Source organism: Streptomyces sp. NBC_01445, assembly GCF_035918235.1.
Taxonomy (GTDB): domain Bacteria; phylum Actinomycetota; class Actinomycetes; order Streptomycetales; family Streptomycetaceae; genus Streptomyces.
Map to the genome: position 1 here is coordinate 619,902 of NZ_CP109486.1, position 25,458 is coordinate 645,359.

27 protein-coding genes and 3 pseudogenes are annotated in these 25,458 nt (G+C 68.3%); 15 read left to right on the forward strand and 15 right to left on the reverse strand.

Annotated features, from left to right (window positions below; genetic code table 11):
- Positions 1–18 precede the first annotated feature (18 nt).
- From OG574_RS51080 to OG574_RS51095, 4 genes are read right to left on the reverse strand one after another with little or no spacing between them, the layout of a single operon-like run.
- On the reverse strand, positions 19–1,248 hold the full coding sequence (locus OG574_RS51080; protein WP_326779193.1) for an MFS transporter: 1,230 nt from the start codon (positions 1,246–1,248) through the stop codon (positions 19–21).
- Positions 1,245–1,703: an ArsI/CadI family heavy metal resistance metalloenzyme gene (locus OG574_RS51085; protein ID WP_326779194.1), complete on the reverse strand. Its 459-nt coding sequence runs from the start codon at positions 1,701–1,703 to the stop codon at positions 1,245–1,247. The genes OG574_RS51080 and OG574_RS51085 overlap by 4 nt, the downstream gene beginning before the upstream one ends.
- 60 nt (positions 1,704–1,763) lie before the next feature.
- On the reverse strand, positions 1,764–3,143 hold the full coding sequence (locus tag OG574_RS51090; protein WP_326779195.1) for an NAD(P)-binding domain-containing protein: 1,380 nt from the start codon (positions 3,141–3,143) through the stop codon (positions 1,764–1,766).
- A 33-nt stretch (positions 3,144–3,176) separates the two neighbouring features.
- Positions 3,177–3,347, reverse strand: a complete 171-nt coding sequence (locus OG574_RS51095) for a hypothetical protein (protein ID WP_326779196.1) — start codon at positions 3,345–3,347, stop codon at positions 3,177–3,179.
- A 73-nt stretch (positions 3,348–3,420) separates the two neighbouring features.
- On the opposite strand from OG574_RS51095, the gene OG574_RS51100 reads away from it, so the two are divergent.
- Both OG574_RS51100 and OG574_RS51105 read left to right on the forward strand, forming a co-directional pair.
- Positions 3,421–3,786: an ArsR/SmtB family transcription factor gene (locus OG574_RS51100; protein ID WP_326779197.1), complete on the forward strand. Its 366-nt coding sequence runs from the start codon at positions 3,421–3,423 to the stop codon at positions 3,784–3,786.
- 38 nt (positions 3,787–3,824) lie between these two features.
- Positions 3,825–4,367 (forward strand): DinB family protein, encoded by a 543-nt coding sequence (locus OG574_RS51105; RefSeq protein WP_326779198.1) that lies wholly within the window; start codon positions 3,825–3,827, stop codon positions 4,365–4,367.
- Between the two features lie 21 nt (positions 4,368–4,388).
- Here OG574_RS51105 and OG574_RS51110 read toward each other — a convergent pair whose 3' ends face one another.
- The 3 genes from OG574_RS51110 to OG574_RS51120 are packed head-to-tail and all read right to left on the reverse strand — an operon-like array spanning position 4,389 to position 6,876.
- The gene (locus tag OG574_RS51110) at positions 4,389–5,462 is read right to left on the reverse strand and encodes an ArsO family NAD(P)H-dependent flavin-containing monooxygenase (RefSeq protein ID WP_326779199.1); all 1,074 of its coding nucleotides are present in this window, start codon (positions 5,460–5,462) and stop codon (positions 4,389–4,391) included.
- The gene (arsB, locus tag OG574_RS51115; protein WP_326779200.1) at positions 5,459–6,571 is read right to left on the reverse strand and encodes an ACR3 family arsenite efflux transporter; all 1,113 of its coding nucleotides are present in this window, start codon (positions 6,569–6,571) and stop codon (positions 5,459–5,461) included. The genes OG574_RS51110 and arsB overlap by 4 nt, the downstream gene beginning before the upstream one ends.
- Positions 6,571–6,876: an ArsR/SmtB family transcription factor gene (locus tag OG574_RS51120; RefSeq protein WP_100595489.1), complete on the reverse strand. Its 306-nt coding sequence runs from the start codon at positions 6,874–6,876 to the stop codon at positions 6,571–6,573. Before OG574_RS51120 ends, arsB begins: the two co-directional genes overlap by 1 nt.
- A 76-nt stretch (positions 6,877–6,952) precedes the next feature.
- Here OG574_RS51120 and OG574_RS51125 point away from each other — a divergent pair, with 76 nt between their 5' ends.
- The 7 genes from OG574_RS51125 to OG574_RS51155 all read left to right on the forward strand — a co-directional run bounded on the left by OG574_RS51125 (position 6,953) and on the right by OG574_RS51155 (position 13,720).
- Entirely contained in the window at positions 6,953–7,588 is a 636-nt protein-coding gene (locus tag OG574_RS51125; RefSeq protein ID WP_326779201.1) for an arsenate-mycothiol transferase ArsC, read from the forward strand.
- A gap of 58 nt (positions 7,589–7,646) precedes the next feature.
- Positions 7,647–8,066: an arsenate reductase ArsC gene (locus tag OG574_RS51130; RefSeq protein WP_326779202.1), complete on the forward strand. Its 420-nt coding sequence runs from the start codon at positions 7,647–7,649 to the stop codon at positions 8,064–8,066.
- The gene (trxB, locus tag OG574_RS51135) at positions 8,063–9,052 is read left to right on the forward strand and encodes a thioredoxin-disulfide reductase (protein ID WP_326779203.1); all 990 of its coding nucleotides are present in this window, start codon (positions 8,063–8,065) and stop codon (positions 9,050–9,052) included. The genes OG574_RS51130 and trxB overlap by 4 nt, the downstream gene beginning before the upstream one ends.
- A 462-nt stretch (positions 9,053–9,514) precedes the next feature.
- Positions 9,515–9,865 carry a hypothetical protein gene (locus tag OG574_RS51140; RefSeq protein WP_326779204.1) on the forward strand — a complete coding sequence of 117 codons (351 nt, stop codon included), beginning with the start codon at positions 9,515–9,517 and terminating at the stop codon, positions 9,863–9,865.
- A gap of 786 nt (positions 9,866–10,651) precedes the next feature.
- On the forward strand, positions 10,652–10,915 hold the full coding sequence (locus OG574_RS51145; protein WP_326779205.1) for a helix-turn-helix transcriptional regulator: 264 nt from the start codon (positions 10,652–10,654) through the stop codon (positions 10,913–10,915).
- A 1,246-nt stretch (positions 10,916–12,161) separates the two neighbouring features.
- On the forward strand, positions 12,162–13,193 hold the full coding sequence (locus tag OG574_RS51150) for a 7-epi-alpha-eudesmol synthase (RefSeq protein WP_326779206.1): 1,032 nt from the start codon (positions 12,162–12,164) through the stop codon (positions 13,191–13,193).
- Positions 13,194–13,492: 299 nt separating this feature from the next.
- Positions 13,493–13,720 (forward strand): trypco2 family protein, encoded by a 228-nt coding sequence (locus OG574_RS51155; RefSeq protein ID WP_326779207.1) that lies wholly within the window; start codon positions 13,493–13,495, stop codon positions 13,718–13,720.
- A 94-nt stretch (positions 13,721–13,814) separates the two neighbouring features.
- Here OG574_RS51155 and OG574_RS51160 read toward each other — a convergent pair.
- The 6 genes and pseudogenes from OG574_RS51160 to OG574_RS51185 form a co-directional block, all read right to left on the reverse strand.
- A pseudogene (locus OG574_RS51160) lies at positions 13,815–14,976 on the reverse strand (RNA-guided endonuclease InsQ/TnpB family protein).
- Positions 14,977–15,491: 515 nt separating this feature from the next.
- The gene (locus OG574_RS51165; protein WP_326779208.1) at positions 15,492–16,751 is read right to left on the reverse strand and encodes a cytochrome P450; all 1,260 of its coding nucleotides are present in this window, start codon (positions 16,749–16,751) and stop codon (positions 15,492–15,494) included.
- Positions 16,748–17,308 carry a GTP-binding protein gene (locus tag OG574_RS51170; RefSeq protein ID WP_442816975.1) on the reverse strand — a complete coding sequence of 187 codons (561 nt, stop codon included), beginning with the start codon at positions 17,306–17,308 and terminating at the stop codon, positions 16,748–16,750. The genes OG574_RS51165 and OG574_RS51170 overlap by 4 nt, the downstream gene beginning before the upstream one ends.
- Positions 17,309–17,354: 46 nt before the next feature.
- Positions 17,355–17,723 (reverse strand): DUF742 domain-containing protein, encoded by a 369-nt coding sequence (locus tag OG574_RS51175; RefSeq protein WP_326779210.1) that lies wholly within the window; start codon positions 17,721–17,723, stop codon positions 17,355–17,357.
- The gene (locus OG574_RS51180) at positions 17,720–18,124 is read right to left on the reverse strand and encodes a roadblock/LC7 domain-containing protein (protein ID WP_100598713.1); all 405 of its coding nucleotides are present in this window, start codon (positions 18,122–18,124) and stop codon (positions 17,720–17,722) included. Before OG574_RS51180 ends, OG574_RS51175 begins: the two co-directional genes overlap by 4 nt.
- A 5-nt stretch (positions 18,125–18,129) precedes the next feature.
- Positions 18,130–19,689 (reverse strand): ATP-binding protein, encoded by a 1,560-nt coding sequence (locus OG574_RS51185; RefSeq protein ID WP_326779211.1) that lies wholly within the window; start codon positions 19,687–19,689, stop codon positions 18,130–18,132.
- 458 nt (positions 19,690–20,147) lie between these two features.
- Here OG574_RS51185 and OG574_RS51190 point away from each other — a divergent pair, with 458 nt between their 5' ends.
- The 5 genes and pseudogenes from OG574_RS51190 (at position 20,148) to OG574_RS51210 (ending at position 23,533) form a co-directional block, all read left to right on the forward strand.
- Positions 20,148–21,566: a cytochrome P450 gene (locus OG574_RS51190; RefSeq protein WP_326779212.1), complete on the forward strand. Its 1,419-nt coding sequence runs from the start codon at positions 20,148–20,150 to the stop codon at positions 21,564–21,566.
- 272 nt (positions 21,567–21,838) lie between these two features.
- Positions 21,839–21,979, forward strand: a complete 141-nt coding sequence (locus OG574_RS51195; protein WP_326779213.1) for a hypothetical protein — start codon at positions 21,839–21,841, stop codon at positions 21,977–21,979.
- Between the two features lie 67 nt (positions 21,980–22,046).
- A pseudogene (locus OG574_RS51200) lies at positions 22,047–22,235 on the forward strand (oxidoreductase); the annotation flags it as partial.
- A 348-nt stretch (positions 22,236–22,583) separates the two neighbouring features.
- Positions 22,584–23,222 (forward strand): HAD family hydrolase, encoded by a 639-nt coding sequence (locus tag OG574_RS51205; RefSeq protein WP_326779214.1) that lies wholly within the window; start codon positions 22,584–22,586, stop codon positions 23,220–23,222.
- A gap of 110 nt (positions 23,223–23,332) precedes the next feature.
- The gene (locus tag OG574_RS51210; RefSeq protein ID WP_326779215.1) at positions 23,333–23,533 is read left to right on the forward strand and encodes a Mu transposase domain-containing protein; all 201 of its coding nucleotides are present in this window, start codon (positions 23,333–23,335) and stop codon (positions 23,531–23,533) included.
- A gap of 532 nt (positions 23,534–24,065) precedes the next feature.
- On the opposite strand, the pseudogene OG574_RS51215 reads toward OG574_RS51210, so the two are convergent.
- Positions 24,066–24,275: pseudogene (locus tag OG574_RS51215) on the reverse strand (integrase core domain-containing protein); the annotation flags it as partial.
- A gap of 287 nt (positions 24,276–24,562) precedes the next feature.
- Between OG574_RS51215 and OG574_RS51220 the strand changes: the two are divergent.
- Positions 24,563–25,249, forward strand: a complete 687-nt coding sequence (locus OG574_RS51220) for a hypothetical protein (RefSeq protein WP_326779216.1) — start codon at positions 24,563–24,565, stop codon at positions 25,247–25,249.
- On the opposite strand, the gene OG574_RS51225 is transcribed toward OG574_RS51220, so the two are convergent.
- On the reverse strand, positions 25,239–25,439 hold the full coding sequence (locus tag OG574_RS51225; protein ID WP_326779217.1) for a hypothetical protein: 201 nt from the start codon (positions 25,437–25,439) through the stop codon (positions 25,239–25,241). The genes OG574_RS51220 and OG574_RS51225 overlap by 11 nt on opposite strands.
- Positions 25,440–25,458 lie beyond the last annotated feature (19 nt).

Here is a 25,458-nt window from a genome sequence, read left to right on the forward strand (position 1 = left end):
GCCTGCCACCCGTACCGATCAGCGATCAGCCGCGTGCGCGTTGGTCGGTGTTGACCTGGCGGCGATCAGGGCCGCGATGCCAGAGAGGAGGGCCAGCATCGCGAACAGAGCCGGGTAGCCGTCCAGCGGTGCGGCGAGTGCCGCACCGGCGAACGGTGCAAGAGCGGAAGCCGCCGTTGCGGGGGCGGCGAGGAGTCCGGAGAGGCGTCCGTAGTGGGTGGTGCCCCAGCGGTCGGCGATGGCGGTGGCTTGCAGCAGGGTGAGGTTGCCGCGGACCATCCCTGCAGCGACGGACAGCGTGAGCAGGAGGGTATACGGACCGGGGACGATCGCGAGCGCGGCGGTGGTGGCACCGCCAAGTGCGATGAGTGCCACGGTGCGGGCGGTTACTGCGGTGCGGCGGGCGAGGGCGGTGTAGAGGGTGCGGCCGAGAGTCTGTCCGGCGCCGCCCAGGCCAAGGGCCCAGGCTGCTTGGCCGGTGGTGAGACCGCGCTCCAGCAGGAGCGGGACGAGGGCGACGACGACGGCGTACACGGCGAACGCAGACAGAGTGAGGGCTGTGGCCAGCATCCAGAACGGCCGGCTCCTGGCCACTTGTACCGCCCCTCCGTTGGCGTGGGCAGGCGCGGAGGCCGCCTTCGGCCACGGCGCCTTGAGGGCGAGGGCGTGGGCCGGAATGGTGACCGCGGCGAGGATCAGGGCCAGAACCAGGTAGGTGGCCCGCCAGGTGAGGTGGTCGGCGAGTACCGCGGTCAGAGGTGCAAAGACCGTCGAGGCCAGGCCGCCGGCCAGGGTGACGATGGTGAGGGCGCGGACGTGGTCGGGGGCCCGCCAGCGGGTGAGTGCGGCGAACGCAGGCTGATAGAAGGTCCCCGCCATCGCGAACCCGGCCACAGCCCAACCGGTGAAGAATACAAGCAGGTTGGGGGCGGCGGCGATGATGAGGATGGAGAGGACGCCGAGGGCGGACCCTGCGGTCATGACGGTGCGGGGGCCGCGGTGGTCGATGATCCGGCCGACGCGTATCCCGGCGATAGCAGAGATCAGCAGGGCGGCGGAGAACGCAGCTGTGGTCGCCCCGACGGGCCAGCCGGTCGTCGCCGTGATCTGCGGATTGAGGACGGGAAAGGCGTAGTAGACGATGCCCCAGCTGGTGATCTGGGTGACGCACAGCGCGGGCAGCACGGTGCGCGGCCGCGACCGGTCCCCAGTTCCGGTCGCGGCCGAGCGGGCGTCCAGGTCGGTCACGGGCAGCAGCCTGTGGCCTGGGCCGGGGCTGCCTCGCTCTCGGCCAGGTCCGCGCAGCACCGGTCGGCGTTCTGCTTGGTCATTGCTTCGGCGTCTGCCTTGACGACGTAGACCTCCCAGGGCTCCTGACCGGGGCCGTGGACCCACACCTTGTCCTGCAGGGCGTAGCAGCAGGTGGTGTCGTTCTCGACGTCGGTGGCCAGACCCGCGTCGGCGAGGCGGGTGGTGGCGGCGTGGACGGCTTCGGTGGTCTCGACTTCGACGCCGAGGTGGTCCATGCGGGTCTCCTCGCCCGGGACGCCCTGGACCAGGACGAGCTTTAGCGGGGGCTCGGCGATGGTGAAGTTGGCGTATCCGTCGCGGAGTTTGGCCGGCTCCGTGCCAAACAGCTTGCTGTAGAAGGCGATAGAGGCGTTCAGGTCAGGGACGCGCAGGGCGAGCTGTACTCGGGACATGAGAATCCTCCTGACGCGGGGACTGGTGCTCCGGCCGGGTGGCCGGGGCACTGGAGCGAGTCAGCAGCAGCCGCCCGGGGACGACTCCTCAACGGTGAGGGCAGCTGCAGCACCGACGCCGATCTGCACAACGGCGGGCGCGGGAGCACAGCAGCCGCCGCTCTCGCTCTGCTGTGCGGTGGGGTCGTCGAAGAGTCCGGCGCCGCCGCACACCCCGGTCTCGGGCAGGGTGAGTTCGACGCGGTCTGCGGACTCGGTGTCCCCGGCGATGGCGGCGACGACGGAGCGGACCTGCTCGTAGCCGGTCATGGCCAGGAAGGTGGGGGCACGGCCGTAGGACTTCATGCCGACCAGGTAGATGTCCTGCTCGGGGTGGGAGAGCTCGCGGTGCCCGTGGGGGTAGACGGTGCCGCAGGAGTGCTGGTTGGGGTCGATCAGCGGTGCCAGCTCGACCGGGGCCTGAAGGCGCTCGTCCAGTCCTAGGCGCAGCTCGGACAGGAAGGAAAGGTCCGGGCGCAGGCCTGTCAGGACGATGACCTCGTCGACCGGGTCCAGGCGGCGGCCGTCCTCACCGACGAGGATCAGCCGGCCGTCCGCATCGCGCTCGACCGAGTCGGTGCGGAAGCCGGTGACCGCGTCCGCGTAGCCGTTGTCCACGGCGGCCTTCGCCGCCAGGCCGAGTGCGCCGCGGGCGGGGAGCTGGTCGGCGCTACCGCCCCCGAACGTGGAGCCGCTGATGCCGCGCCGCAGGATCCACACCGCGTGCGTGCCGGTCTCATCCGTCGCGAGGTCGGCGAGGGAGGCCAGGGCGGTGAACGCGGAAGCGCCGGAGCCGATCACGGCGGTGCGCTTGCCCGCATAGCGGGCACGGACGGCCGGGTCCTTGAGATCGGGAACGCGGTAGGTGATCCGGTCGGCGGCAGTCTTCTCGCCGAGGGCGGGAAGGCCGCTCGCGCCGGCGGGGCTGGGTGTGGTCCAAGTGCCGGAGGCGTCGATGACGGCGCGGGCGAAGACACGCTCCTCGCCTGCGGGGGTGGTGAAGTGGACGACGAACGGCTGGCTCTCACGGTCAGCGTCGACGATACGGTCACGGCCTACACGGGAGACCCCGGTGACCGTGGCCTGGTAGCGGACTCGCTCGCCCAGAGCGTCGGCCAGCGGCTGGAGGTACTCGTCGGCCCAGTCGCCTCCCGTGGGACAGGTGGCAGCATCAGGCTTGGTCCAGCCGGTCGGCGCGAGGAGCTTCTCGGCCGCCGGATCGACGAGTTCGCCCCAGGTGGAGAACAGCCGCACGTGCGACCACTCGCGCACAGCGGACGCGGCGGCCGGACCGGATTCCAGCACCTGGTGCCCGATACCGCGCTCGTTGAGATGGGCTGCGGCGGCAAGCCCGGCGGGTCCGGCTCCGATGACGACGACGGGGAGCTGCTGCTCACTCATGACGGTCGGTCTCCTCAAAGTTGGTGGGACGAATCAGCGGGCGAAGGAGAGCGCGGACATCTGGTTGCGCCGCTGATGGGCCGTGGCCCGGCAGGAGCTGTCGCAGACCTGCGCACGGCTGTCGCAGAAGCTGACGCCGGCCAGGTGACGAGCCGTGCGGCGGGCCCGGGCGGCGGTGAGAGCGGTGCGGATCAGTGCGGTCACGACAACCCCTTGTTTCGATGTCTGTCTATGTCTGGAGCTTGCCACTCGTATCGACGAGTGTCAACATAGACGCATGTCGAATTCAAAGGTTGTCGAGCTGGCGGTACTGGACGCCGAGACTGTGGCGCCGTGCTGCCCGCCGCTGACAGAGCGCCCCCTCACTGCCGAAGAGGCGGTTCGGACGGCCGCGATGTTCAAGGCGCTCGGTGACCCGGTCCGGCTGCGGCTGTTCTCGCTGGTTGCCTCGCACGAAGGCGGCGAAGCCTGCGTGTGCGACATCTCCGATGTCGGCGTCTCCCAGCCGACGGTCTCCCACCACCTGAAGAAGCTCAAGGACGCCGGGCTGCTCACGTCCGAGCGCCGCGGCACCTGGGTCTACTACCGGGTGGAGCCGTCGGTGGTCGCCGCCATGGGGCAGATGCTCGGCACCCGGGACTGAGCCGATCGGACAACTTGCTCGGAAGGCGGGTGAGGGTGATGGGCACGTCGTCGTCGCTGGATCGTCAGGCGGTCCACGAGGAGCTGGAGCGGGCCCGCGCGGTGTTCCACCGGCTCCTCGACGGCGCCAGTACGGCCGACTTGCGCCGGCGCACCGAGGGCACCCGGTGGACCAACGAGCAGCTGATGTTCCACATGCTGTTCGGCTACATCCTGATGCGGCCGCTTCTGGTCCTGTTCCGGATCTTCGGACGGTTGCCGCGAGGCGTCGGACGGGTCTTTGCCCGGCTCCTCGACGCCGGGACCAAGCCGTTCGACGTCGTGAATTACCTGGGCCCGGTGGTCGGAGCGAGGGTCTTGGGGCGCCGCCGCATGGGGACCGCCTTCGACCGCGTGATCGCCTTCCTGCATCAGCGGCTCGACGCCGAGCGGGAGGCCGACTTCGCGCTCGCCATGCCCTATCCCACGCGCTGGGATCCGTTCTTCCGTGACGTCATGACCGTCGCGGACCTCTACCGCTATCCGACCCAGCACTTCGATTTCCATCGCGCGCAGCTCACCCTGACCGACAGGGACCGTTGACCGAGGGCTTCAATCCCGAGGTTACGGCGTCCCGTTGGCCAGGAGCATGCTGATCTCGCGGGCCGCGTCGCGGGCGGGGCGACCGGCGCCGACGAGGGTCGCGGAGGCCGGGCCGGTCCAGTCGCCGTATCCGAGCAGATGCAGACGGGGCTCGTCCACGGCTCGCGTCCCGACCGTTGGGATGTGGCCGCGCGGCCCGCGCAGGCACAGCGGGGCGAGGTGGGAGAGCACGGGGCGAAAGCCAGTGCACCAGATGACCGCGTCCGCCTCCGCGCGCGAGCCGTCGGACCATTCCACGCCGTCGGCCGTGAGGCGGGCGAACATCGGTGACGCCTTGAGTAGTCCCGCGTCCCGGGCCTCGCGCACGGGCGCAACGGCGACGATGTCGCCGAGGGACGCGACCCCGCCGGTGTCGCTCGTGCCGGCATCCAGCGCGCGGCGCCGGGCGGTGGCGGCGTCGAACAGGGCACGGCCGTCGATGTCGTCGGCCAGGAAGCGCGGCGGGCGCTGGGTGACCCAGGTCAGGTCGATGCCGGGGTGGGTGGCTAGGTCGGCGGCGATCTGCGCACCGGAATTCCCCCCGCCGACCACGACGACCCGCTGGCCGGTGAAGTCCGCGGGCCGCCGGTAGTTCACGGTGTGCAGCTGTCGGCCCGAGAAGAGTTCCTGACCGGGCAGGGCCGGTAGGAACGGGCGCCACCAGGTGCCCGTCGCCGAGACAACTGCTCGCGCCGACCAGGCACCCGAGTCCGTCTCGACCCGCAACGGTCCGCCGTCGCGGCGTACCGCCTGCACGCGGACCGGTCGTTGCACGGGCAGCTGGTAGCGCTGTTCGTACTGGCTGAGGTACTCCACGACGTGGCCGGCGGCCGGGTACTCCTCGCCGCTCTGGGCGGGCATGAGCCATCCGGGCAGCGAGGAGAACGCCGCCGGGGAGAACAAATGCAGCGAATCCCAGGTGTGCTGCCAGGCACCGCCGGGCGTGGGCTGTGCGTCGAGGATGACGAAGTCCAGGCCCTGGCGGCGCAGGTGGTAACCGGCGGCGAGCCCTGCCTGGCCGCCGCCGATCACCACCACGTCCGCGGTGTGTGTCACGAGGACGTCGTCACCGCACGGGCGTCGAACTTCTTGCGCCAGGCGAGCGCGACGTAGACCAGGCCGATCAGCACGGGCACCTCGATCAGCGGGCCGACGACGCCGGACAGGGCCTGGCCGGAGGTGACGCCGAAGGTGGCGATGGCGACTGCGATGGCCAGTTCGAAGTTGTTGCCGGACGCCGTGAACGCGAGGGTCGCGGTGCGGTCGTAGGCCAGGCCGAGGCCCTTGCCCAGGAGGAAAGTGCCGAAGAACATGACGGCGAAGTAGACCAGCAGCGGCAGGGCGATCCGCACGACATCCACCGGCTGCGAAGTGATCGTCTTCCCCTGCAGGGCGAAGAGGATGACGATCGTGAAGAGCAGGCCGTACAGCGCCCACGGGCCGATCTTCGGAAGGAAGTTGGACTCGTACTTCGCGCGGCCGAGCTTCTTCTCACCGACGCGGCGCGTGAGGAAGCCGGCGACCAGCGGGATGCCGAGGAAGATGACCACGTTCAACGCGATCTTCCACATGGAGATGTCCAGGCTCTGCCCGTCGCCCAGGCCCAGCCACTTCGGCAACAGATCGAGGTAGAACCAGCCCAGCAGGCCGAACGCGATGACCTGGAAGACCGAGTTCAGGGCGACCAGGACGGCCGCCGCCTCGCGGTCCCCGCAGGCGAGGTCGTTCCAGATGATGACCATGGCGATACAGCGGGCCAGGCCGACGATGATCAGGCCGGTGCGGTACTCGGGCAGGTCCGGCAGGAAGATCCACGCCAGGGCGAACATCACCGCGGGGCCGACGATCCAGTTGATGACCAGCGACGACACCATCAACTTCTTGTCGCCGGTGACCGTGTCGAGCTTGTCGTAGCGGACCTTTGCCAGGACCGGGTACATCATCACGAGCAGGCCGAGCGCGATCGGCAGCGAGACGCCGCCGATCTCGACCTTCGCCAGGGCGTCGTTCAGACCGGGGATCAGACGCCCGAGCCCGAGGCCCACGCCCATGGCGATGAGGATCCACACCGCGAGGTAGCGGTCGAGGGTGGAGAGCTTGGCGACGATGCCGGCGCCGGCCGCCGCACCCTGGCCGGTCTGCGGGGACGCGTCGGTGCGGCTCATCAGCAGGCCCTCTTGTTCTCGGCGGCGGTACGGGCCGACGCGGCGAGCTCGGCGAACTGTTCGGACAAGCCGGCCAGGACCTCGGGGCACAGCTTGTAATAGGTGAAGCGGCCGCACGGCTCCGTCTCCACCAGACCGGCTTCGCGCAGCACCTTCAGGTGGTTGGAGAGGTTGGTCTGCTTGGCTCCGGTCTCCTCCACCAGGTGCGTCGTACAGAGCGTCTCTTGGGCAAGCAGAGTGACGATTTTCAGGCGGAGCGGGTCGCCCAGGACCCGGATCACATCAGTGTCGACTGAAGTCAGCATGGACTGATACTCTCACATCACTCGGCGCTGATACCAGTCGGTGCTGATCTCCTGGGACCCACCGAAGGGGGTTCTCGTGTCCCCCTCCCCCGTCCTGCCCGATGGGCGTCTCGCCGCAGGCGCCGCCCGCCTGGCCACCGCGCACCGCGGCCGCTTCTGCGCGGAGACCGTGCAGAGGGTGATCACCGACTCCTACGAGCGCTTGGCCGCGACCGCCCGCGTCACCACGCACCTGGTCGTCCTGGCCGAGCGCCTGGCGGCCGAACGCCTGGACGCCCTGGCACACATCAAGGGGGCGCCGGGCAGCGGACTGCCCCGGGTGCTGTTCGTCTGCAGCCACAACGCCGGGCGTTCACAGCTGGCCGCGGCCCTGCTTGCCCACCGCGCCCAGGGACATGTGACGGTGTCGTCCGCCGGCACCCATCCCGCCGCAGCCATCGAGCCGGCGGTGGCCCAGGTCCTCACCGAAGCAGGCGTCCCGTCCGCGGAGGCCGCCTTCCCGAAGCCGCTGACCAACGAGGTCGTCCAGGCCGCCGACATCGTGATCACAATGGGCTGCGGCGACGCCTGCCCCGTCGTGGCCGGCCGTCGCTACCTGGACTGGCCCGTCGCCGACCCCGAAGGCGCCCCGATCGCCGTCGTGCGCACCATTCGCGACGCGATCGACGCGCACATCACCGAGCTGCTCGACTCGCTGCCGAGCATCGCCTGAAATCCCCTGTCATCACCGCCTGTTGAACTACTCGCTCCACGTTACGAAGGAAGAACCGATGCCCTCCTCCCCGCTCGCCTCCGTGCTGTTCGTCTGCGTCCACAACGCCGGGCGCTCGCAGATGGCCGCCGGATTCCTCACCCACCTCGCGGGCGACCGGATCGAGGTCCGCTCCGCCGGCTCGATCCCCGGCGACCAGGTCAACCCCGCCGCGGTCGAGGCCATGAGGGAGGTCGGCGTCGACATCTCCGACCAGAAGCCGAAGATTCTCACCACCGAGGCCGTCCAGGCGTCTGACTACGTCATCACCATGGGCTGCGGCGACGCCTGCCCGATCTTCCCCGGCAAGAAGTACCTCGACTGGGCCCTCGAGGACCCGGCGGGCAAGGGCGTCGACTCCGTGCGCCCGATCCGCGAAGAGATCAAGACCCGCATCGAGGCCCTGATCGCCGAGATCGACGCGAAGACGGAGGCATGAGCGGCGTGACTGACTCCGGCGTACGCGAGGTCGTCATCATCGGCTCCGGCCCCGCCGGATACACCGCCGCGCTCTACACCGCGCGCGCCCAGCTCAAGCCCCTGCTGTTCGGCAGCTCGATCTTCGTGGGCGGCTCACTGACCACCACGACCGAGGTGGAGAACTTCCCGGGCTTCCCCGACGGCGTCGACGGTCCGGGCCTGATGGAGAACATGCGGGCCCAGGCCGAGAAGTTCGGTGCCGAGATGGTCGACGACGACATCGTCGAGGTCGACCTCACCGGCGACATCAAGCTGCTCACCGACTCGTCCGGCACCGTGCACCGGGCGAAGACTGTGATCGTCGCGACGGGCTCCGGCTACCGCAAGCTTGGCCTGGACAAGGAGGACGCGCTCTCCGGACGCGGCGTCTCCTGGTGCGCGACCTGCGACGGCTTCTTCTTCCGCGACCGCGACATCGTGGTCGTCGGCGGCGGCGACACCGCGATGGAAGAGGCCACGTTCCTCACCCGCTTCGCCAAGTCCGTGACCGTCGTCCACCGGCGCGGCACACTGCGCGCCTCTCAGGTCATGCAGAACCGCGCCTTCGCCGACGACAAGATCTCCTTCGCCTTCGACAGCGAGATCGCCGAACTCCACGAGGAGAACGGCATGCTCGCCGGCCTGACCCTGCGCGACACCTTCACCGGCAAGACCCGCGAACTGGACGCGACGGGCCTGTTCATCGCGATCGGCCACGACCCGCGCACCGCGCTGTTCACCAGCCAACTCGACCTCGACGACGAGGGCTACATCCAAGTCGCGGCACCCTCAACCCGCACCAGCCTCGCCGGCGTCTTCGCCGCCGGAGACGTCGTCGACCACACCTACCGCCAGGCCATCACCGCGGCCGGCACCGGCGCAGCCGCCGCCCTCGACGCGGAGCGCTACATCGCTGCCAGCACAGCCGATCCGGCCAATGGCAGGCGGCCCACCGTCGCGGTCTGACACGCCAGCAGGCGCACCGGGGTGAAATAGCCAGGGATCTTCTTGGGTGGGAAGTTGGGGAAGGTCTCTCGGGCGTACTGGTGCACGAGCCGGTGCCGGGCCGCATGCTGATCCGCGAACGCTCCAGGCACAACGTGTGACGGGGTTGTTGATCGTCCAGGCGAGCTTCATCGGCTAGGGCCTGTCCGGCGGATCATGTGACCAGCAGCGGAGGGATGTCTGTTCCTCTGGTGGGCGGGGTGACCAGGCAGGGCATCGGTCCACCCGCCAACGGATCACAGGACCGACTTCGAGGTCGGGCAGCGGCTGGTCGGTGGATCGCGGGCGGTATGACGGTGTGTCTGTACGGCCGCACAGGGCGCGTGTGACTTGATCGTCGGGCGGTCCCGGCAGGGGCCTGAACACCAACCGACGTCCGTGGCACGTGCTGAGTGCCGCGCTCTGTGTCGAGGAGTCCCCATCGTGAGACCGACCCTGCACCATGCCATGTTCCCTCGACGTGGCGCGGGAGCCGCGGGTGAGCGGCGGCGCCCGGCCAGGCGTTCTGCCGTCCTGCCCGCCACGGTGGCGCTGCCGGCGGCACTGGTGGTACCCACGGCCACGCCTGCCGCGGCGGCGCCCGCGACGGTCACCTTCAACGCGGGCGCCGACCAGCCCTTCACCGTCCCGGCCGGCGTCACCCAACTGACCATCACCACCACAGGCGCCGCGGGCCAAAACGGGCCTATCGGCGGCGCAGGCGGCAACGGCGCCACCGTCACCGGCACCGTCACCGCCACCCCGGGCGCCACCCTGTCCATCCGAGGCGAGTAAGTCTGCTCTCACGCGGAGCCGTCCCCCGGGACAGGCGTACAGCAGTGAAGTACCGCAACCCAGCAGCCGCCCCCGAACGGGGCGCACTCGGGGATTCGGCCACGAAATCGTGCCAGGCGTGCCGAACCGCGATGCGCCGGACACGCCCTACTAGTTGGCGTTCATTCACGGCACTTCGACCCACTCTCCGGGCTCGCTGGAGAACTCATCCTGGGCCGCGATTGTGGGGTTCTGAATTCCAGGTCCAGCACTGGTGCATGCCGGGGGTTCCGGGACCATGGCGGCGTTCGGGATGGCGCTAGCGCAGGTATCGCAGGTGTCGGCGAGGTGCCAGGTCCGGCCGTGATCCGCTCGGATCAGCAAGAGGCGTAGAGGGCCACAGCATGGCCCCTGACGCCGGTGCCACGCGCAGGACCTTTCGCGGCATTGACAGGTGCGCAGGTGGGGCGGCAGCTGAGACTCCAAGAGGTGCCGTGTGAGGTGACGGCGAATCTCCGGGAACGTGGCAGCACCTGCCGCTGGTGCTGGCAGGAGGCAGGCGCTGCACGTCAGTACGGGCCGCCCAGCTGGACTGCTGATCGTGATGGTCCAGGCGCGTGAGGGCAGGGCGGTGGTCATCGGTCCTTCCATGCAGTGATGGACGGTCCCCGGGCCTCCTCGCGAGGTGGCTCCGAGCGCGGACACCGTAGTGCAGACCTATGCCCCAGGTGAGATGCCTGCGCACCCCCGCAAATAGGGCAGAGGTCTGCACTGTCAGGGCAGGGGTCTGCACCTTCGGATGGACGGGTGACGATCTTCCCGCCGCCGGAACCCGACCCGACGGCACTGTGGCAGTCCCATTCGCGTCTGCGCGCGGAACGCGGCTGGAGCTACGACCAACTCGCCGCCCGCAGCGGCCTGTCCTGTCGCACCCTCATCGAGATCGAACGGGGCCGCACCATCGGCTCGCTGGCCACCTGGCACGCTCTCGCCCACGCCTTCTCACTCCCGCTGGGCGAGCTCCTCGACCCGCTGTGCACCGGCCACGAACCTCCAAGCGCCCCGCGCTGACTGAGCCGTCACCAGTCACCCGAAGGGAAAGCCGGTCTCGTACACCAGTCCGCGCGCTTCTCGTGAGTCCACGTTGAAGAACCGATAGACCTCGACGCCCTGTCTGGGCAAGGTATGTCAGCCGGTCCACGGAGATGTTGTGCTCTGCCGGCTTCGAGTCTGCGCTCACGCGGACTTGGCCACCTGGACGGCGACGGGTGGGGTCTCGGTGATGACGGCGCGCGCAGCTGCTCCTGCTTCGTTGGCAGGTCAGCGAGCCCGTACCGGTCCCGAGCCACGGCGGCAGCTCGTGATCGTCTGCGCGCTGAGCAGATCAGTCGCAGATCCTCGATTCTTACTGCGCAGAAAAGAGTTCGACACGATCGTCGCTGCCTGAACGTCACGCTCAACTCGGTGATCTTCCGCACCACCGACCAGGACTGACCACCGCCGGCGCCTACATCGAGCTGACCTCCCGCCTGGCCGAGCCGGTCCTTCTGGGCCTTGCGGTCCTCGCCGTCCGCAACCGCGTCAAACGCTGCCCCACTGCCACCCGACACTGAAGCAATCGCTGCACCCGAACCCGCATGAGCCTTCGCACGTTTCAGTGCCCAGGTCACAGGCCCGCTCACTGAAATCTTCCGTGCTGTTCGACAACCCGATCGGTGCGGCGAGACGCACACCCGCGGTGCGCTGGCCTCTCCACCGCAATGTGAACCGCTCCCCGCGGCAGCCATCTCCCGGCCGCTCTGAGCCGCCAGGCATGCGAGGCCCCGGAGAAATCCGTGCCTCGCGCCAGCGTGCCGGCGCTACTGTCCCTCCCCTGATGCCGGGCTGTTGTCTCTCGGGCAGGTCCCGGTCCCCAGGCAGGCAACGAGCCGGAGAGAAAAGGGGGAGGCTTCGGGTGCTCGCGAGGCGGACACTGTGCAGTTTGAGCCGCGCGCCAGCCGCCGCACTGACCCGCCGGAGGCCGCGGGCCGCGTGCGCGGCGGCCACCGGTACGGGGCCCGTAATGCGAGCCAGGCGTCCACGCGCCACCGGGTGCCAGCCCTCGGCCACCTGCGGCGAAACGCCCTGAGGTCAATCACGCCCCGCATCACGAGTTGCAGATCTCACACCATAGATCGTTTAGGATCTGGGCAGTCTCGAAGCGCACTTGAGTCATCAACTACCGACTCAGGTGGAGCAGTTCGAGTCACCGGGCGACAACAACGATCGCCCGTTCGCAGGGGCGGGGGCCTGTGATTCGTCTCAAGAGAGGACGCGCATGCCACAGGACGTCAGGTTCGAGCTCCCCTTCAAGACCCCGGTCAGCGAGCACTTGGAGTACGCCCGAGAGCGGCATCTGCGCTGGGTCTGGGACATGGGGCTGGTACGCAGCCAGCCCGGGTTCGAGGAGTACCAGTCCTGGGACCTCCCCCAGGCCGCGGCACGCACCTACCCTCACGCCTCGGCCGACGACATGGTCGTCCTGATGAACTGGTTCAGCTTGGCCTTCCTGTTCGATGACCAGTTCGATACCGGCAGGCCCGACCGCGCGGACCGCATAGCGGAGGTCGCGCGAGAGCTGATAGCTACTCCGCTCCGTCCGGCCGGGACCACTCCACGCGTGGTGTGCCCGATCACTGTCGCCTGGGCCGAGGTCTGGTCCCGCCTCTCAGATGGCATGTCCCTGACTTGGCGGAGTCGTTTCGCTGCCTCCTGGGGGCGCTTCCTAGTGGCACACACGGAGGAAGTCGACCTGGCAGCGCGGGGTCTGGCGGGCACGCTCGGCCTCAAGGAGTACGCCGAGTTCCGGCGCCGCACGGTGGGCATCCACCACAGCATCGACGCCGGCGAGCGCAGCCGTGGCTTCGAAGTGCCGCCGCAGGTGCAGGCCCATCCGCTCATGGTCCGGATGCGCGATCTCGCCGCGGACACCATCGGGTTCATGAACGACATCCACTCCTTCGAACGCGAGAAGCGTCGAGGAGACGGCCACAACTTGATAGCCGTGCTGCACCGCGAACGCGGCTACAGCTGGGAGGAAGCCGCCGCCGAGGCATACCGGATGACCACCGACTGCCTCGACGAGTACCTCGAACTCGAAGCCCGCGTCCCTCACATGTGCGACGAACTCGGCCTCACCGCCGAGCAACGCGCCCACGTCCAGATGGGCGTGGAGGCAATTCAGCACTGGATCAACGGCAACTATGAGTGGGGCCTCATCTCCGGTCGCTACGCCGCATCGAAGGAAGGCCCCGCCGCCACCGCGGAGCTGGCAGGCAAGGGATCGTTGGACGACCTGCTCGCCGTGTGACCCACTCTCTCTGTCCGCCCGGATCGTCACGGCGGGCGGAAGGAGCACCCCACGCACGGTGCGGAGCCCGTTCAAGAGGACGGGCGGGCTCCGCGCCCACGTCAGTCGCTACACCCCGCGATGAGTCGTGTGCCGCATGCTCGTTGCCTTCACCGTGGCGGCAGCGCGGTCCTATTTCTTCACGGCAGGGCCGTAGCGGGCGAGCTGTCGCATGCAAGCGATCACAGCTTCGGGCAGTTCTGGTTGCGGCAGACTGAGCATCGCCATAGGCCTCTTCCCACGCACAGAGGTGTGTCGGGGTGGGGATCGGACTGTCTGAGGTGTTGGCCGAGCTTCGCGAGGAGCTGTACCAAGCTCAGGAGGACGGGTCGGGCGAGCAGTTCCGCTTCGAGGTCGAGAGCGCGGAGCTGGAGCTGACCGTGGAGTTCCGTGAAGGCGGCGACGGCAAGGTCAAGGTCTCCGTCGGGGCAGCAGGCGTCGAAGCGGGCGGCACTGTCGCAAGGTTCTCAGAGGTACGCGCGCTGTGATCCGGCGGAACGCTCGTCAACTGCCCGGTCGTGAACGATCGGGCTTGCTGCTCGAGTCATCACTGGCTGTGATGGGTTCGGCTGCGTCCAGTTCTCACGCGATGAGGGTGAGTTCAGGGGCCGTTGACTGAGCCCCGCAGACCCACCCCATCCAGCCGCGTTGGGCGATGTTGTGGGACGCGTTGTAGTCCGCGTGCTCAACGAAGCCGCAGGACCTACACGCGAACCGGGCCTGGGAGGGCCGGTTTCCGCGTACGGTGTGATGACACTTCGAGCATTCCTGGCTGGTGTAGGCCGGATCGACATAGACGACCGGCACCCCGGCCCGCTTCGCCTTGTAGGCGATGAACGAGCCGAGCTGGGCGAACGGCCAGGAGTGGAGCGTGGTGCGTTGGGGCTTTCTCAGCCGTGCCCGCTCGCGGATGCCCGTGAGTGTCTCCAGGGCGATCCCGCGACCGGTGCGTTCAGCCTCCGCCACGATCCGCTTCGAAATCTTGTGGTTGATTTCCTTGTTCCGCCGGGCTTCCTTGCCCGCGTACTTCTTCGCCCGCCGCTTGGCGGACTTGGTGTTCTTCTTCTGCAGCTTGGAACGCAGCTTGCGGTCACTCTCGCGCTTGCGGTTGATCCGACGCCCGCAGTGGCGCTCGCCATCGGAAGTGGCCGCGATGTTCACGATCCCCAGGTCCACCCCGAGGAACCCGACCGGATGAGAGTTCGGGGCGGCTTCGGGGATCTCGCACGTCGCGATCAAGAACCACTTCCCGCCCTGGAACACCAGGTCGGACTCACCCTGGCGGTGCGCAGCCAGGACCTCCAGCTGCTCGGCCTGCCCGGTGAACTCCACGCCCTTGAGCCGGCCCGCGGTGGTCCAGATCGACACCGTGCGTGCCTGGTGCTGCCAGGACAGCATCCGGTCGTCGTACGGCTGCGCCGCCTCGGACCGGCTTGCCCGAGGCGCGGGCGTGCCGCTTCGTGCCGGGCCGCCCGTAACGTCCCGCCCGGAGGTTCGCCTTCAAGGTGGTGTAGGCGTCGCAGGTCTTCTTGATCGCGTGCTGGGCGGCCTGCGCGCCCAGGCCCCACCTGACCCGGATCTCGGCATAGGTGTGCTTGCGGAGCTCAAGCGGACGTCGCGCGTTTTCCTCGAATGCGACCCCGGCCGCCCAGGTCGCCGCTTGATTGCAGGCGTGCAGGGTCGCCTCAAGTGCCGCCGCCTGTACGGGCGTCGGCAGCAGCTTCACCCGCACCACCAGCTTCACGATCAGCGAACCTATACACCCGGACGAAGACCCACCACACGTTCGCCCCACCTCACCCGAACGAGCGACACCCACCCCGACCCTGACCGCACACACCGCCGTAGCCCGGCTCCGCCGGAACGCCCCGGGCCGCTCCGCGGCCGTCATGGCCTGAGGCACGTCACGGCGACGCTCCGCGTCGCACCCCGTGGAGGCGATTCCTCCCGGGCGTGAACGCCCGGGGCTCCTCGCAAGAACCCACTGAAGCACCCCCAGCTCCCGGAACTTGCGATGGCCCCCCGGGGCGCCGGCAACGAGTACGGGCGACGCCGGGGAGGAAGTACCTGCGGAGACTGTGGAAGAGCGGCCAGTTCGCCCGTGGGACCGGTGACGTGGATCCTGCGCGTCTGGCTGCGAGCGGGTCCTACAGCTGGTCGCTGGGGCCGTTGAGGGAGATGAGGTCTCGGTCGGGCACGTTCACTTGTACGCCGACATCAGGGGAGCCACGTGCGTTTGTGGCTCCCCTGCGCTCACGCTCAGGTGGGCTGCGCCGCGAACTCCACCGGCAGGGCGTCGAGTCGTGCCTCCCAGGTGGAGGCCGTCGAGGTGAGCTCATCGGCTGGCACAGCCAGCCGCAGGCCGGGCAGCCGGTGCAGGAGGACGTCGACGGCGGTCTCGATGATGGCCTGACCGATGTTCTGGCCGGGGCACTCGTGTGGGCCGCCGCTGAAGGCCAGGTGCGACTGGTTGCCCTGGAGTGAGACGCCGGCGTCGGGCCTGATCTCGGGGTCGAGATTTCCTGCGGTGAGCCCGAGTACCAGGAGGTCGCCCTCCTTGAGGTGTTGGCCGCCGAGTTCCAGGTCAGTGGTGGCGAAGCGTCCTGGTAGGACGGCCAGCGGCGGCGTGTTCCACATGACCTCCTCGACGACCGTGGAGACGCTGAGCTGTCCGCTCACGAGGCCGGCGAGACGGGAGGCTTCGGTGAGGATGAGCTGGAGAACCCGGGCCAGCAGATTGCTGGTGGTGGTGTGTGCGGTGATCAGTACCAGGCGCAGGTGGCTGAGGATCTCGTCCTCGTCGAGGTCCGCGTGGTGCCCGAGGAGCCCTGTCGTGAAGTCGGCGCCTGGCTCGTCACGCTTGCGCGACGCGAGGTCTGCGAGGATCTCCATGATGCGGTCGTTGTGGGCGACGGCGTCTTCGCCCTTGATGAGCTTGGCGCAGGAGACGGCGAGGTTGCGTCCCTCGGCTGCGGGGAGCCCGAACAGCCGGGTCAGGACGAGCATCGGCAGGTACTCGGCGTAGTCACTCACGAGGTCGGCGCTGCCTGCTTCAGCGAAGGCGTCGATCTGCTTGTTGGCGAAGTGTGTGACATGGCGTCGGATGCCGCGCCCGGCGACGGTTTGCAGGCCGTCGGTCACCGCACCGCGCAGTCTGCGGTGCGGCTCGCCGTCCTGGGATACGCAGTCGGGGCGCCAGCCGAGCATGGGGATGAGCGGTGAGGTGGCTTCGATCCGGCCGTCGTTCCAGTCTCGCCAGATCCGCGAGTCGCGGCTGAACTGGCGGGGGTTGTCCAGCACGCGCCGGTTCTCCCGGTACCCGAGGACGAGCCACGCGGGGATGTCGCCGTCCAGAAGGACCGGCGCAACCGTCCCGTGCTCCTTGCGCAGGCGCGCGTAGATGCCGTGCGGGTCGATCGCTGCTTCCGGCCCGTACAGCCGCATGAGGTCGCCCCCGTCGCCGTGTGCGACGGGGCATCCGCGAGGGGCGTCAGTGCCGTTTAAGGGCTGATTGTTCATCGGGACTCCAGAGCGACGGCAGAGCGTTCCTCAGCGACCGCGGTCCGTTCCTTGAGGTGACGTATCAGAGCGATGAGGACGTCACGACTGGATTCGCGCTTGCGTGCGTCGAATTCCACGACCGGTGTGTGGGAGGAGATGTCCAGCGCGTCGCGGATCTCTTCGACCGGGTGGTCCTTGGAGTCGGGGAAGCGGTTCAGCGCGATGACGAAGGGGACGTCCTGGCGTTCCATCTCCTCGATGGCGCGGAAGCTGGAGGCCAGCCGCCGGGTGTCGACCAGGACAACAGCGCCGAGGGCGCCTTTGAACAGGCCGTTCCACAGGAACCAGAACCGCTCCTGGCCCGGCGTCCCGAAGAGATAGAGGACGAGCTCCTCGTTGATTCCGATCTTGCCGAAATCCAGGCTGACGGTGGTCTCCGCCTTGTCCGCCACACCGATCAGGTTGTCGACGCCGGCGCTGGCCTGGGTCAGCGCCGCCTCGGTGGTGAGCGGCGTGATGTCGCTGACCGAGCGCACCAGCGTGGTCTTGCCGGTGCCGAAGCCACCGGCGATCATCACTTTCACCGAGCGGGTGCCTCCGCTCTGCTGCCGGTCGGGATAGTCAAAGCTTTTGGAGTGCACTCAGAACCTCCTCGAGGAGCTCAAGGTCCGGCCCGCTTCCGGTGCTTGAGGCCGGGATGGGGTTACGGGCTTCAACGCGGCCTGCGTCCAGGAGATCGGCCAGGAGCACCGCGACAATGTGGAAGGGCAGGCCGAGATGGGCGCCGATTTCGGCTACGGCCAGCGGGTCGCGGCAGCGCCGGATGATCTCCTCGTGCTCGTGCTGCATCCCGGGTACGGGGGCGGTGCGGGAGACGATGAGGGTCGCCACGTCAAGGCTTGAGGCCGGGCCGTCCGGTCCGCTGCGGCCGCCCGTGAGGACGTAGTAGCGCTCGAGACCGGACGGGTCCGTGGGCCGGGAGGCACTCATCCAGAATTCTCGTCCAGGCGCGGAGTTGTGCCCAGGAGCTCGCCCATCCTGTGGGCGCAGTCCATCATCTGGTGGCCGAGAACACCCTGGTCGAGGCCTTCCTTGGCTAGTACTCCCAGGTACGTCTCCACGCCGGCTCTCACCACGAAGAGGTGGCCTCCGTCGACCTCGATCATCGCGAGGCGTAGCTGGCCTTTCTTGGGGAACTGCTGGGCCACCGGCTGGGCGAGTGCCTGCAGGCCCGCGACGACGGCGGCGAAACGGTCCACGTCATCAGGATCCTCGGCACCAAAGGATGTGATGGCCGTGCCGTCACTGGAGGCTACGAGAGCGAACCGGATTTCCGGGATGCTCTCCGTGAGGTCACGCAGCGCCCAGCTCACGTCGGTTGATTGAGTCATCGGGACTAGTCGCTCTCTTCAGTGTCACGTCCGGCGCTCTCGCCGCTGCCAGCTGCGTCGCGGTCCGCGTTCCTCTCGCGCGGCGGGCCGCTCTGCCGGCCTGCGGTGGCGAAGGCGGCGAGGCCGTCGAAGGACGCCTCCGACGGCACATCCGACGCGGCCTCGTCGGTGTGCACGGCGTGCCCGAGCAGCTCTGCCTTAGCGCTGCGCAGGCCCTTGCGCCGGGGCAGGCCGCCGGGGGTGGTGTCTGTGGCCGCGGAGGCGGGGACCGGGGCGGGTTCGGCGCTCGGCTCTGCCACTGCGGCCGCCGCAACGGGCTTGGGCGCGGCGGCGGGAAGGGGGCTGAAGTATTTGTGGGGGACAAGAATGACCACCGAGGTGCCTCCCCAGGGGGAGTCGGTGAAGGTGACGCGGATGCCGTAGCGGCGCGCGAGGATGCCCACCACGCGCAGGCCCAGGTTGGCATTCTCGGAGATCCCGCCGAGGCCGGGGCCCGCTGCGGTGCCCGCGAGGGCCTGTTCGGCTTCGCGTTGCTTCTCCTCGCTCAGGCCCTTGCCCGCGTCCTGGATCTGGATGCCGACACCGGCGGGGACCTGCCTGCCGGATACCTGCACCGGCTCGGAGGGCGGCGAGTAGCGGGCCGCGTTGTCCAGGACCTGGGCGAAGATCAGCGTGAGGTGGTCCACCAGCCCGCCATCGACGCCGAGCTCGGGCAGGGCGTCGACCTTGACACGGTCGAAGTCCTTGATCCGGCCCTGGCCGCCTCGGACCACGCTGAGGAGCTTTTGCGGCTCCTGCCACTGCCGTCCGGGACGGACCGAGCCACCGAGCACGGCGACGCTGGCCGCGAGGCCGTCGGCGGGTCCCAGCCGCTGATCCAGGTCCATGAGGCCCTTGGCAACCGCTGGCCTTTGTCCGTGTTCCGTCTGCAGATCATGCAGGCGGCCGCGCACGCCGCTGATCAGGGCCTGGAGGCGGCTGGCGATGCTGACGACGGAGTGCTCGGCTGAGGTCGCGCGGTCGAGCTGTTCCTCCACGGCGATCAGTGCGGTGCGCAGAACCTTGCGCACCCCGGCCCGCAGTTCGGGCGTAGCGGCCGGCTCGTCGACTTCGGCCAGGACGTCGTCGATGGCGTCACCGGCCCGCAGACGCTCAAGCGCGCTCGGCAGATGCGCGTCGGCAAGTCGCGCGAAGACGGCCTGCTGCCTCTCGGCTTCAACGCCCAGCCTCGCTTCATGGGTCTGCGTCTCTTCAGCGAGGTGGGCCTCCAGGGCGGAGCGCTCAACGGCGAACTCCTGCCTCAGGCCCGCCACATGTTCTTCCCACTTCTGCTGGTGCTTGGCCTGCTGTTCCTGGTGGTGCTTGGCCTGCTGCTGGAGCTCGGCCCGTGCGGTGATGGCGTCAGCGGTGCTTCGGCCTAGCTCGGCCCGTGCGGTGATGGCGTCAGCGGTGCTTCGGCGTAGCTGGGCCTGGGCTCGCACGAGGAGCCATACGCAGGCGGAGCTGGCCGCGGTGGCCGCGACGCCGGCGAACGTCGCGGGTATCTGGACCTGGTCGGGTCCCACGACAGCGGTGAAGACCGTTCCAGCGCCTAAGGCCGATGGCATCAGCCACCAGCTCTTCCAGGCGCCGGGTGCCTGAGCCACCGGGGGCGGAGTGGCTTGTTCCATCTGGATCCTTCGCAAGCAACACGATCGGACAGGGGGTGTGTGCGGGCGCCGCATGCGTCGGGGAACGCAGCGTGAGGCAGTCGAGTGAGGTGTCGTCAACTCGCAGCGCCGCAGGGGAGCTTATCGGTTGTGAGATCGAAAGGATCAACTCCCCTACCCGTACTGACGGGTATTCGATCATGTTCAGACAGGAATGCTCGTGTCGACAAATCCCCTCACTGACAATGCAGTTGCCAAGAGAGTTCGGCGACTGAACGTTCGGCGGTGATCAGATCGCTGGGGTAAGCAGCGATCAGCAGGGGCATGCATGCCACGCTCGACCCCACTCGGAATGATCTTGAGGAGACGTACGCATGAGTCGCCTGTCGGGTTCCCCCACCGCGGCACCCACCGCGCCCGGCCGCTTGCCCCTGATCGGACACGCCCACCAGCTGGCCCGCCGCCCGCTGGACTTCATGGATTCCCTGCGCCGGCACGGGAGCGTCGTGCGGATCCTCCTCGGACCCACCCCCGCCTACGTGGTGACTGACCCCGCCGTCACCCGCAAGGTATTGGTGACGGAGGTCGAGACCTTCGCCAAGGGCGGAAAGATCATCGACGCGCTGCGGGTCTTCTTCGGCGACGGACTCGCCACGATCGCCGACGGCGACCTGCACATGAAGCACCGCCGCCTGATGCAGCCCATGTTCAACAAGGCGCACATCGCCACCCGCGGCGACGTCATGATCAACCATGTACGAGCGGCGACCGGCGCCTGGACGCCCGGGGTCGCGCGCGAGACGTACGACGACATGAACGATCTCGCCCTCTCGACCTTCCTGGTCGCCCTCTTCGGCTCCGGTCTGCCCGACCATGTAGAGGAAGAGTTCACGGACCTGATGCCGGCGATCATGCGCGGCACGATCCGGCAGACGATCCTGCCGGGCTGGGTGACGAAACTGCCGTTGCCGGCGAACCGCGCGCACGAGCAACGCGTGGCGCGCCTGCGGGCGTTGATCGACCAGGCGATCGACCACCACCGCGCGCAGCTGTCTGCCTCGGCACCGGCCGCCTCCGAGGTACCGACCGGCTGCCCGGCGCACCAGCCGGCTGAACAGGCCACATCGGGTGGGCTGTTCTCCACTCTCCTCACCGCCGACGATCCCGAGACCGGGCCGCTCTCGCATCAGCAACTCCAGGACGAGGCGATCACGCTGCTCACGGGTGCCATCGAGACCACGGGCACGACCCTCGCCTGGGCGCTGTACGAGATCAGCAGGAACCCGGCGGTCGAGAAGAGCCTGTACGCGGAGCTCGACGCGGCCTGCGGCGACCGGCCGCTCACCCAGGAGGACCTGGCTTCCCTCCCGTACATGCGCAGTGTTCTGAAGGAGACCATGCGGATGTACGGCCCTGCGTGGCTGGTCACGCGCACCACGACGCGCCCGGTCACGCTGGACGGCCACCCGATACCCAAGGGCGCGGACGTCATCTACAGCCCGTACGTCCATCAGCACGACCCCGAGGTCTACAGCAATCCGGGCACCTTCGACCCGGGCCGCTGGGAACCCGAGCGGGCAAAAAGCGTCAACCGCTCCTCGTTCCTGGCCTTCGGCGACGGCCGCCGCAAATGCATCGGCGAGGAATTCGCCTGGACAGAACTACTCATCATCCTCGCCACGGTGCTCCAGCGCTGGCGGCTGACGCTCACCTCGGCTCCCCCGCGCCCGCAGGCCATCGTGACAGTCAAGCCGGACAAGCTGTCGATGACGCCCAACCCGCGTACGGCCTAGGCCTACGCCGGCCGCCGCCGCAGCCGCAGCCGGTGCGCACGAAAACGTGCGCGCCGTCGTCCAGCCCGATCGGGGTTCCGGCCGGGCTCCTCCGTGGCACCAGGCCGAGTGGCTGGCGGCCACGGGGTCCATGCTCAGCTGGGGGCAGACGTTGCAGCAGACGGACGCAGTGGCAGTTCGTGGGCGCCCCGGACCCGATGACCGCCACGGTGTGCATCCCCTGTCGGTGTGAGGTCTCAGGACTTCCTTGCCGGTTTGTCGTCAGGAGATCCATGCCGATCCGCAAGAGGAATGCCTCGATCCCAGCTCAACTGACCACACTGATCAACGACATCCTGGGAGTCGAGGATCCGCGCGAGGGCGTCACTCCCTCGGCGGAGGAGTTCAATCGCGCGCTGAAGGAGGCTTTGTGAGCTTGGCTCGATGTGAGCGTGAACGGATGCGCGCAGCGAGACGGGGAGGCGCGATTGGCGCCCCTGCCGCCCTTGGCTGGCCGGCGTCTGGCTCCTCGCGCTGACCTTGCTGGGCACGCTGTCATTCGGCACCGCCTCCCCCAACCCGGTCCAACGAGGCGAAGGTGCCCCGTTCCAGCCCCTCGTCTACCCACTCGATCTCTTGATCCCCATCGGCGGACTGGGGCAGCGCACAGCGTTCGTGCTGGTCTCCGACGGTCATTCGTGCCAGCCAGTCGGCCACTGAGACATCCCCCTTGTCCGCGACCACCATCCCCAAGGGCACCGACCTCACCGTCCACACTCGTGGCTTCGCTCACTTCTTGCGACAGCGTTTGTTCACGAGTTTTGGCGTCATCGTCCGGCCGAGGGCTTCGCGGATCGTCACGAGTTTTGAAGGCATCTGCTGATTGAGGCGAGTTGGGTCGGCGGGCGACAGGACCGTCACAGGCTTCGAAGATCACTTGACCTTGCCCCAGGGGGAGAGACGACGGTGTCCATGTCGATCACATGAGCGGGCGATCTGTGCTCGCTGGTCAGGCCAGGCCGAAGAGGGGGAGTTCGCGTGAGCGAGACCTGCGTCATTCTCGACATCGGCGGCGTGCTGGAGATCGCGCCGGAAACGGGATGGGTGCAACGGTGGGAAGTGCGGCTGGAGCTGCCGCTGGGCACTGTCCAAGAGCGGATGCGCGACGTGTGGCGGGCTGGGAGCGTCGGGAGCGTCAGCGAGCGAGAGGTGCACGAGCAGGTAGCGGCCCGTTTGGGGCTCGACGCGCCCCAGGTTGAAGACTTCATGGCCGATCTCTGGGCGGAGTATCTGGGGACGCCGAACGAGGAACTCATCGGCTATGTGCGAGGGCTGCGCGGAAGCTGCAGGCTCGGCATCCTGAGCAACAGCTTTGTCGGCGCCCGGGAGCGGGAGACGACGCTGTATCACTTCGACGAACTGGTGGAGCAGATCGTCTACTCGCACGAGATCGGCATTGAGAAGCCTGACCTGCGTGCCTTTGAGGCGGCATGCGCCAGCTTGAACGTGCGGCCGGGGAACTGCCTGTTCATCGACGATGTCGCAGACAACGTTGAAGCCGCCCGGGCGGCGGGCATGCAGACGCATCTGTTCGAGGAAAACGCCCGGACCATCACGCGCATCGCAGCTCATCTGGACGCCGGGCCCTTGGTCCCAGGGCGTGTCCCGCCCGGATGACGTCGGCCTGGCCGGTCTTCAGCGGTTGCCGGCCAGGCGCTGAAGCAACGCGTCGGCACCGGGCGACCGGACAGATCCCAGCGGACCGGCTCGATATCGAACGCACCACCTTGCACGTCCTCCCGCTGGAGCCGCTGGCGCTCACGCTGGGCGAGGAGCAGGTGGTCGGCTCGGACCGCACCGTCAGCTTCAACTCGGTGCGCTACTCGACCCCGCCCGGCTACACCGGCGCCAGGGTCTGGTGCCGGGTCGTCGGCGAGGAGCCGTCGATCACGGCCCGCACCAGCTCCGGTGACCTGTCGGAGATCTAACGCCACCAGCTGTCCACACCTGGCGTCCCGCAGATCATCGATGCGCACTGCCCCGAACACCCTGACGGCCGCTCGGTCCATCAGCCCAGGCTGCGACCGCGCTCGGAGGCGAAGGTCGCGTTCGTTGGCATCGGCCCGGGAGCTGGGCGCTGGCTGAAGGAGGCCGGACCCGCCGGGGTGTCCCGGATCCGCGCCAAGATGGCGGTGCCGTCCGGGTACAGCAGAGCCGACGATTCGGCCCGGCGAAGGAGCGCATCCGAGGCATCCACGTGCCGCTCCCTCGCGGTCGTCGAGCCATCACCTCATGGCTTCAATATTCGCATTCCACTTATTCATCGCACTACCTGCGCCTTGGTGCCACAGGTGGCTTAACCTCTCGCCCAGCATTCACTCAAGTTCGCTCATCGAGTGCAGCTGCGTGAACTCGTCAGCGAGCATGCCCATCACAACGAGATCATGGTGGCGGCCGGCAAAGAAGGGCCTTCCCCCGTGATGGTGGACACGCTTCGTTGATCACGCGGCGAGCGTGAGCTTAGCCGCGTGGTGTCGGCTGTTCGTATTCGTTGGGGCTGAGGTGGTTGTTGGCGGAGTGTCGGCGGCGGGTGTTGTAGCGGGCCAGCCAGACAAATACCGTCCTTCTGCAGGTGCCGGCGTCGCCATAGTCGCGGGCGCCCTGGAGGGTCTCGCGTTTCAGGGACGCGTGGAAACTCTCGCAGGCCGCGCTGTCCGCGCTGGTGCCGACCCTCCACGAAGGAAGGCCCGCAGCACCGTCTGCTGGCGCCTGCCAACAACCACCAACCTGCCGGGTCCACCCGCATCCACCCCAGCCCCCAAACGGCCGCCCCGCACAAAGGCTCAACCCTCAATGCAGGGTGCAACCATCACTCGATGGGAACATGAGCCATCACCCATGCGTACTATCGCTACACCACCATTCGCCGCCGCAATACATGAACAAGCGGGCTCCCCTACCTCAGTAGCACTCACGGTGATGCGCCATTGCTGCCGAATTGAAGAAAGGCCAACACCATGACTGACAACCCCGTCACCATCACCAGCGTGACATCTCAGTACGCCACTCAGGTCGCACAGGACCTCGAGCTCAATACCAAAGAGCAGGAACGCATCGGCGCGGAGCTCTCCGCCCTGCAGGCGCAGTTGCGCATCCTGCAGGACGACCAGAGCGTGCTGCACAGCATCCAAAAGACGCTCGACAGCCGACCGGCATCTGCGCCGACAACCCCGGAGCCTTCGACGTCCCTCCCACAGCAGGCATCCGGCAAGAACACACCTACCCGACGTGCCCCGTCCAAGACTGCAGCCAAGGCCCCCAGCGCAAAAAAGACCACTGTGCAGGCCAAGAAGGACAAGACCCAGGGCGCAGAGCCGAAGGCGGCTACGGCATCGGCGCAGCCCACGCTGATCGCGCTCATCCGCACCCACCTCGACCAGCAGAAAGCACCCCGTTCCGCGGCAGAGGTCACCTCGGCGCTCGCTAAGGCCCACCCCCAGCGCAACATCAAGTCGACCGTCGTGCGCACCACGCTCGAGAATCTTGTCGCCAAGAGCCAGACTCATCGATCGAAGCAGGGCGGCTCGGTCTTCTACACGTCAGTTGCCGTGCAGACCGCGACTGAAAAGGCCCCGGCTCCCGCGCTGCCCCAAACCGAGCAGGACAGCAACAAGCGCGAGAAGGCCGACGCGGTCAGTTCGTAGCCGTCGAGGACATCCGAAGAAGCCAGCTCTCGGCGAGCAGCCAAACGAAGTACCCGGCCACGCGGCCGCGGTCGCGGCGGCCTGTGTCGCTGCGCCAGCCCGGTGTGAAGGCGTTCAGCCAGGCGGCCAGCGTGTCGCGTAGGTAGGGGTAGCGGTCGGCGTGGCGGCGCCAGGGGGCGTCGGCGCGCAACCTGCCGCACGCCGCGACC

Excerpts from the sequence above, each read along its gene's own strand:
- OG574_RS51085 (WP_326779194.1), bottom strand. The coding sequence starts at position 1,703 with ATGTCCCGAGTACAGCTCGCCCTGCGCGTCCCTGACCTGAACGCCTCT.
- OG574_RS51090 (WP_326779195.1), bottom strand. The coding sequence starts at position 3,143 with ATGAGTGAGCAGCAGCTCCCCGTCGTCGTCATCGGAGCCGGACCCGCC.
- OG574_RS51100 (WP_326779197.1), top strand. The coding sequence starts at position 3,421 with ATGTCGAATTCAAAGGTTGTCGAGCTGGCGGTACTGGACGCCGAGACT.
- OG574_RS51105 (WP_326779198.1), top strand. The coding sequence starts at position 3,825 with ATGGGCACGTCGTCGTCGCTGGATCGTCAGGCGGTCCACGAGGAGCTG.
- arsB (WP_326779200.1), bottom strand. The coding sequence starts at position 6,571 with ATGAGCCGCACCGACGCGTCCCCGCAGACCGGCCAGGGTGCGGCGGCC.
- OG574_RS51120 (WP_100595489.1), bottom strand. The coding sequence starts at position 6,876 with ATGCTGACTTCAGTCGACACTGATGTGATCCGGGTCCTGGGCGACCCG.
- OG574_RS51130 (WP_326779202.1), top strand. The coding sequence starts at position 7,647 with ATGCCCTCCTCCCCGCTCGCCTCCGTGCTGTTCGTCTGCGTCCACAAC.
- trxB (WP_326779203.1), top strand. The coding sequence starts at position 8,063 with ATGAGCGGCGTGACTGACTCCGGCGTACGCGAGGTCGTCATCATCGGC.
- OG574_RS51150 (WP_326779206.1), top strand. The coding sequence starts at position 12,162 with ATGCCACAGGACGTCAGGTTCGAGCTCCCCTTCAAGACCCCGGTCAGC.
- OG574_RS51165 (WP_326779208.1), bottom strand. The coding sequence starts at position 16,751 with ATGAACAATCAGCCCTTAAACGGCACTGACGCCCCTCGCGGATGCCCC.
- OG574_RS51170 (WP_442816975.1), bottom strand. The coding sequence starts at position 17,308 with ATGATCGCCGGTGGCTTCGGCACCGGCAAGACCACGCTGGTGCGCTCG.
- OG574_RS51175 (WP_326779210.1), bottom strand. The coding sequence starts at position 17,723 with ATGAGTGCCTCCCGGCCCACGGACCCGTCCGGTCTCGAGCGCTACTAC.
- OG574_RS51180 (WP_100598713.1), bottom strand. The coding sequence starts at position 18,124 with ATGACTCAATCAACCGACGTGAGCTGGGCGCTGCGTGACCTCACGGAG.
- OG574_RS51190 (WP_326779212.1), top strand. The coding sequence starts at position 20,148 with ATGAGTCGCCTGTCGGGTTCCCCCACCGCGGCACCCACCGCGCCCGGC.
- OG574_RS51195 (WP_326779213.1), top strand. The coding sequence starts at position 21,839 with ATGCCGATCCGCAAGAGGAATGCCTCGATCCCAGCTCAACTGACCACA.
- OG574_RS51220 (WP_326779216.1), top strand. The coding sequence starts at position 24,563 with ATGACTGACAACCCCGTCACCATCACCAGCGTGACATCTCAGTACGCC.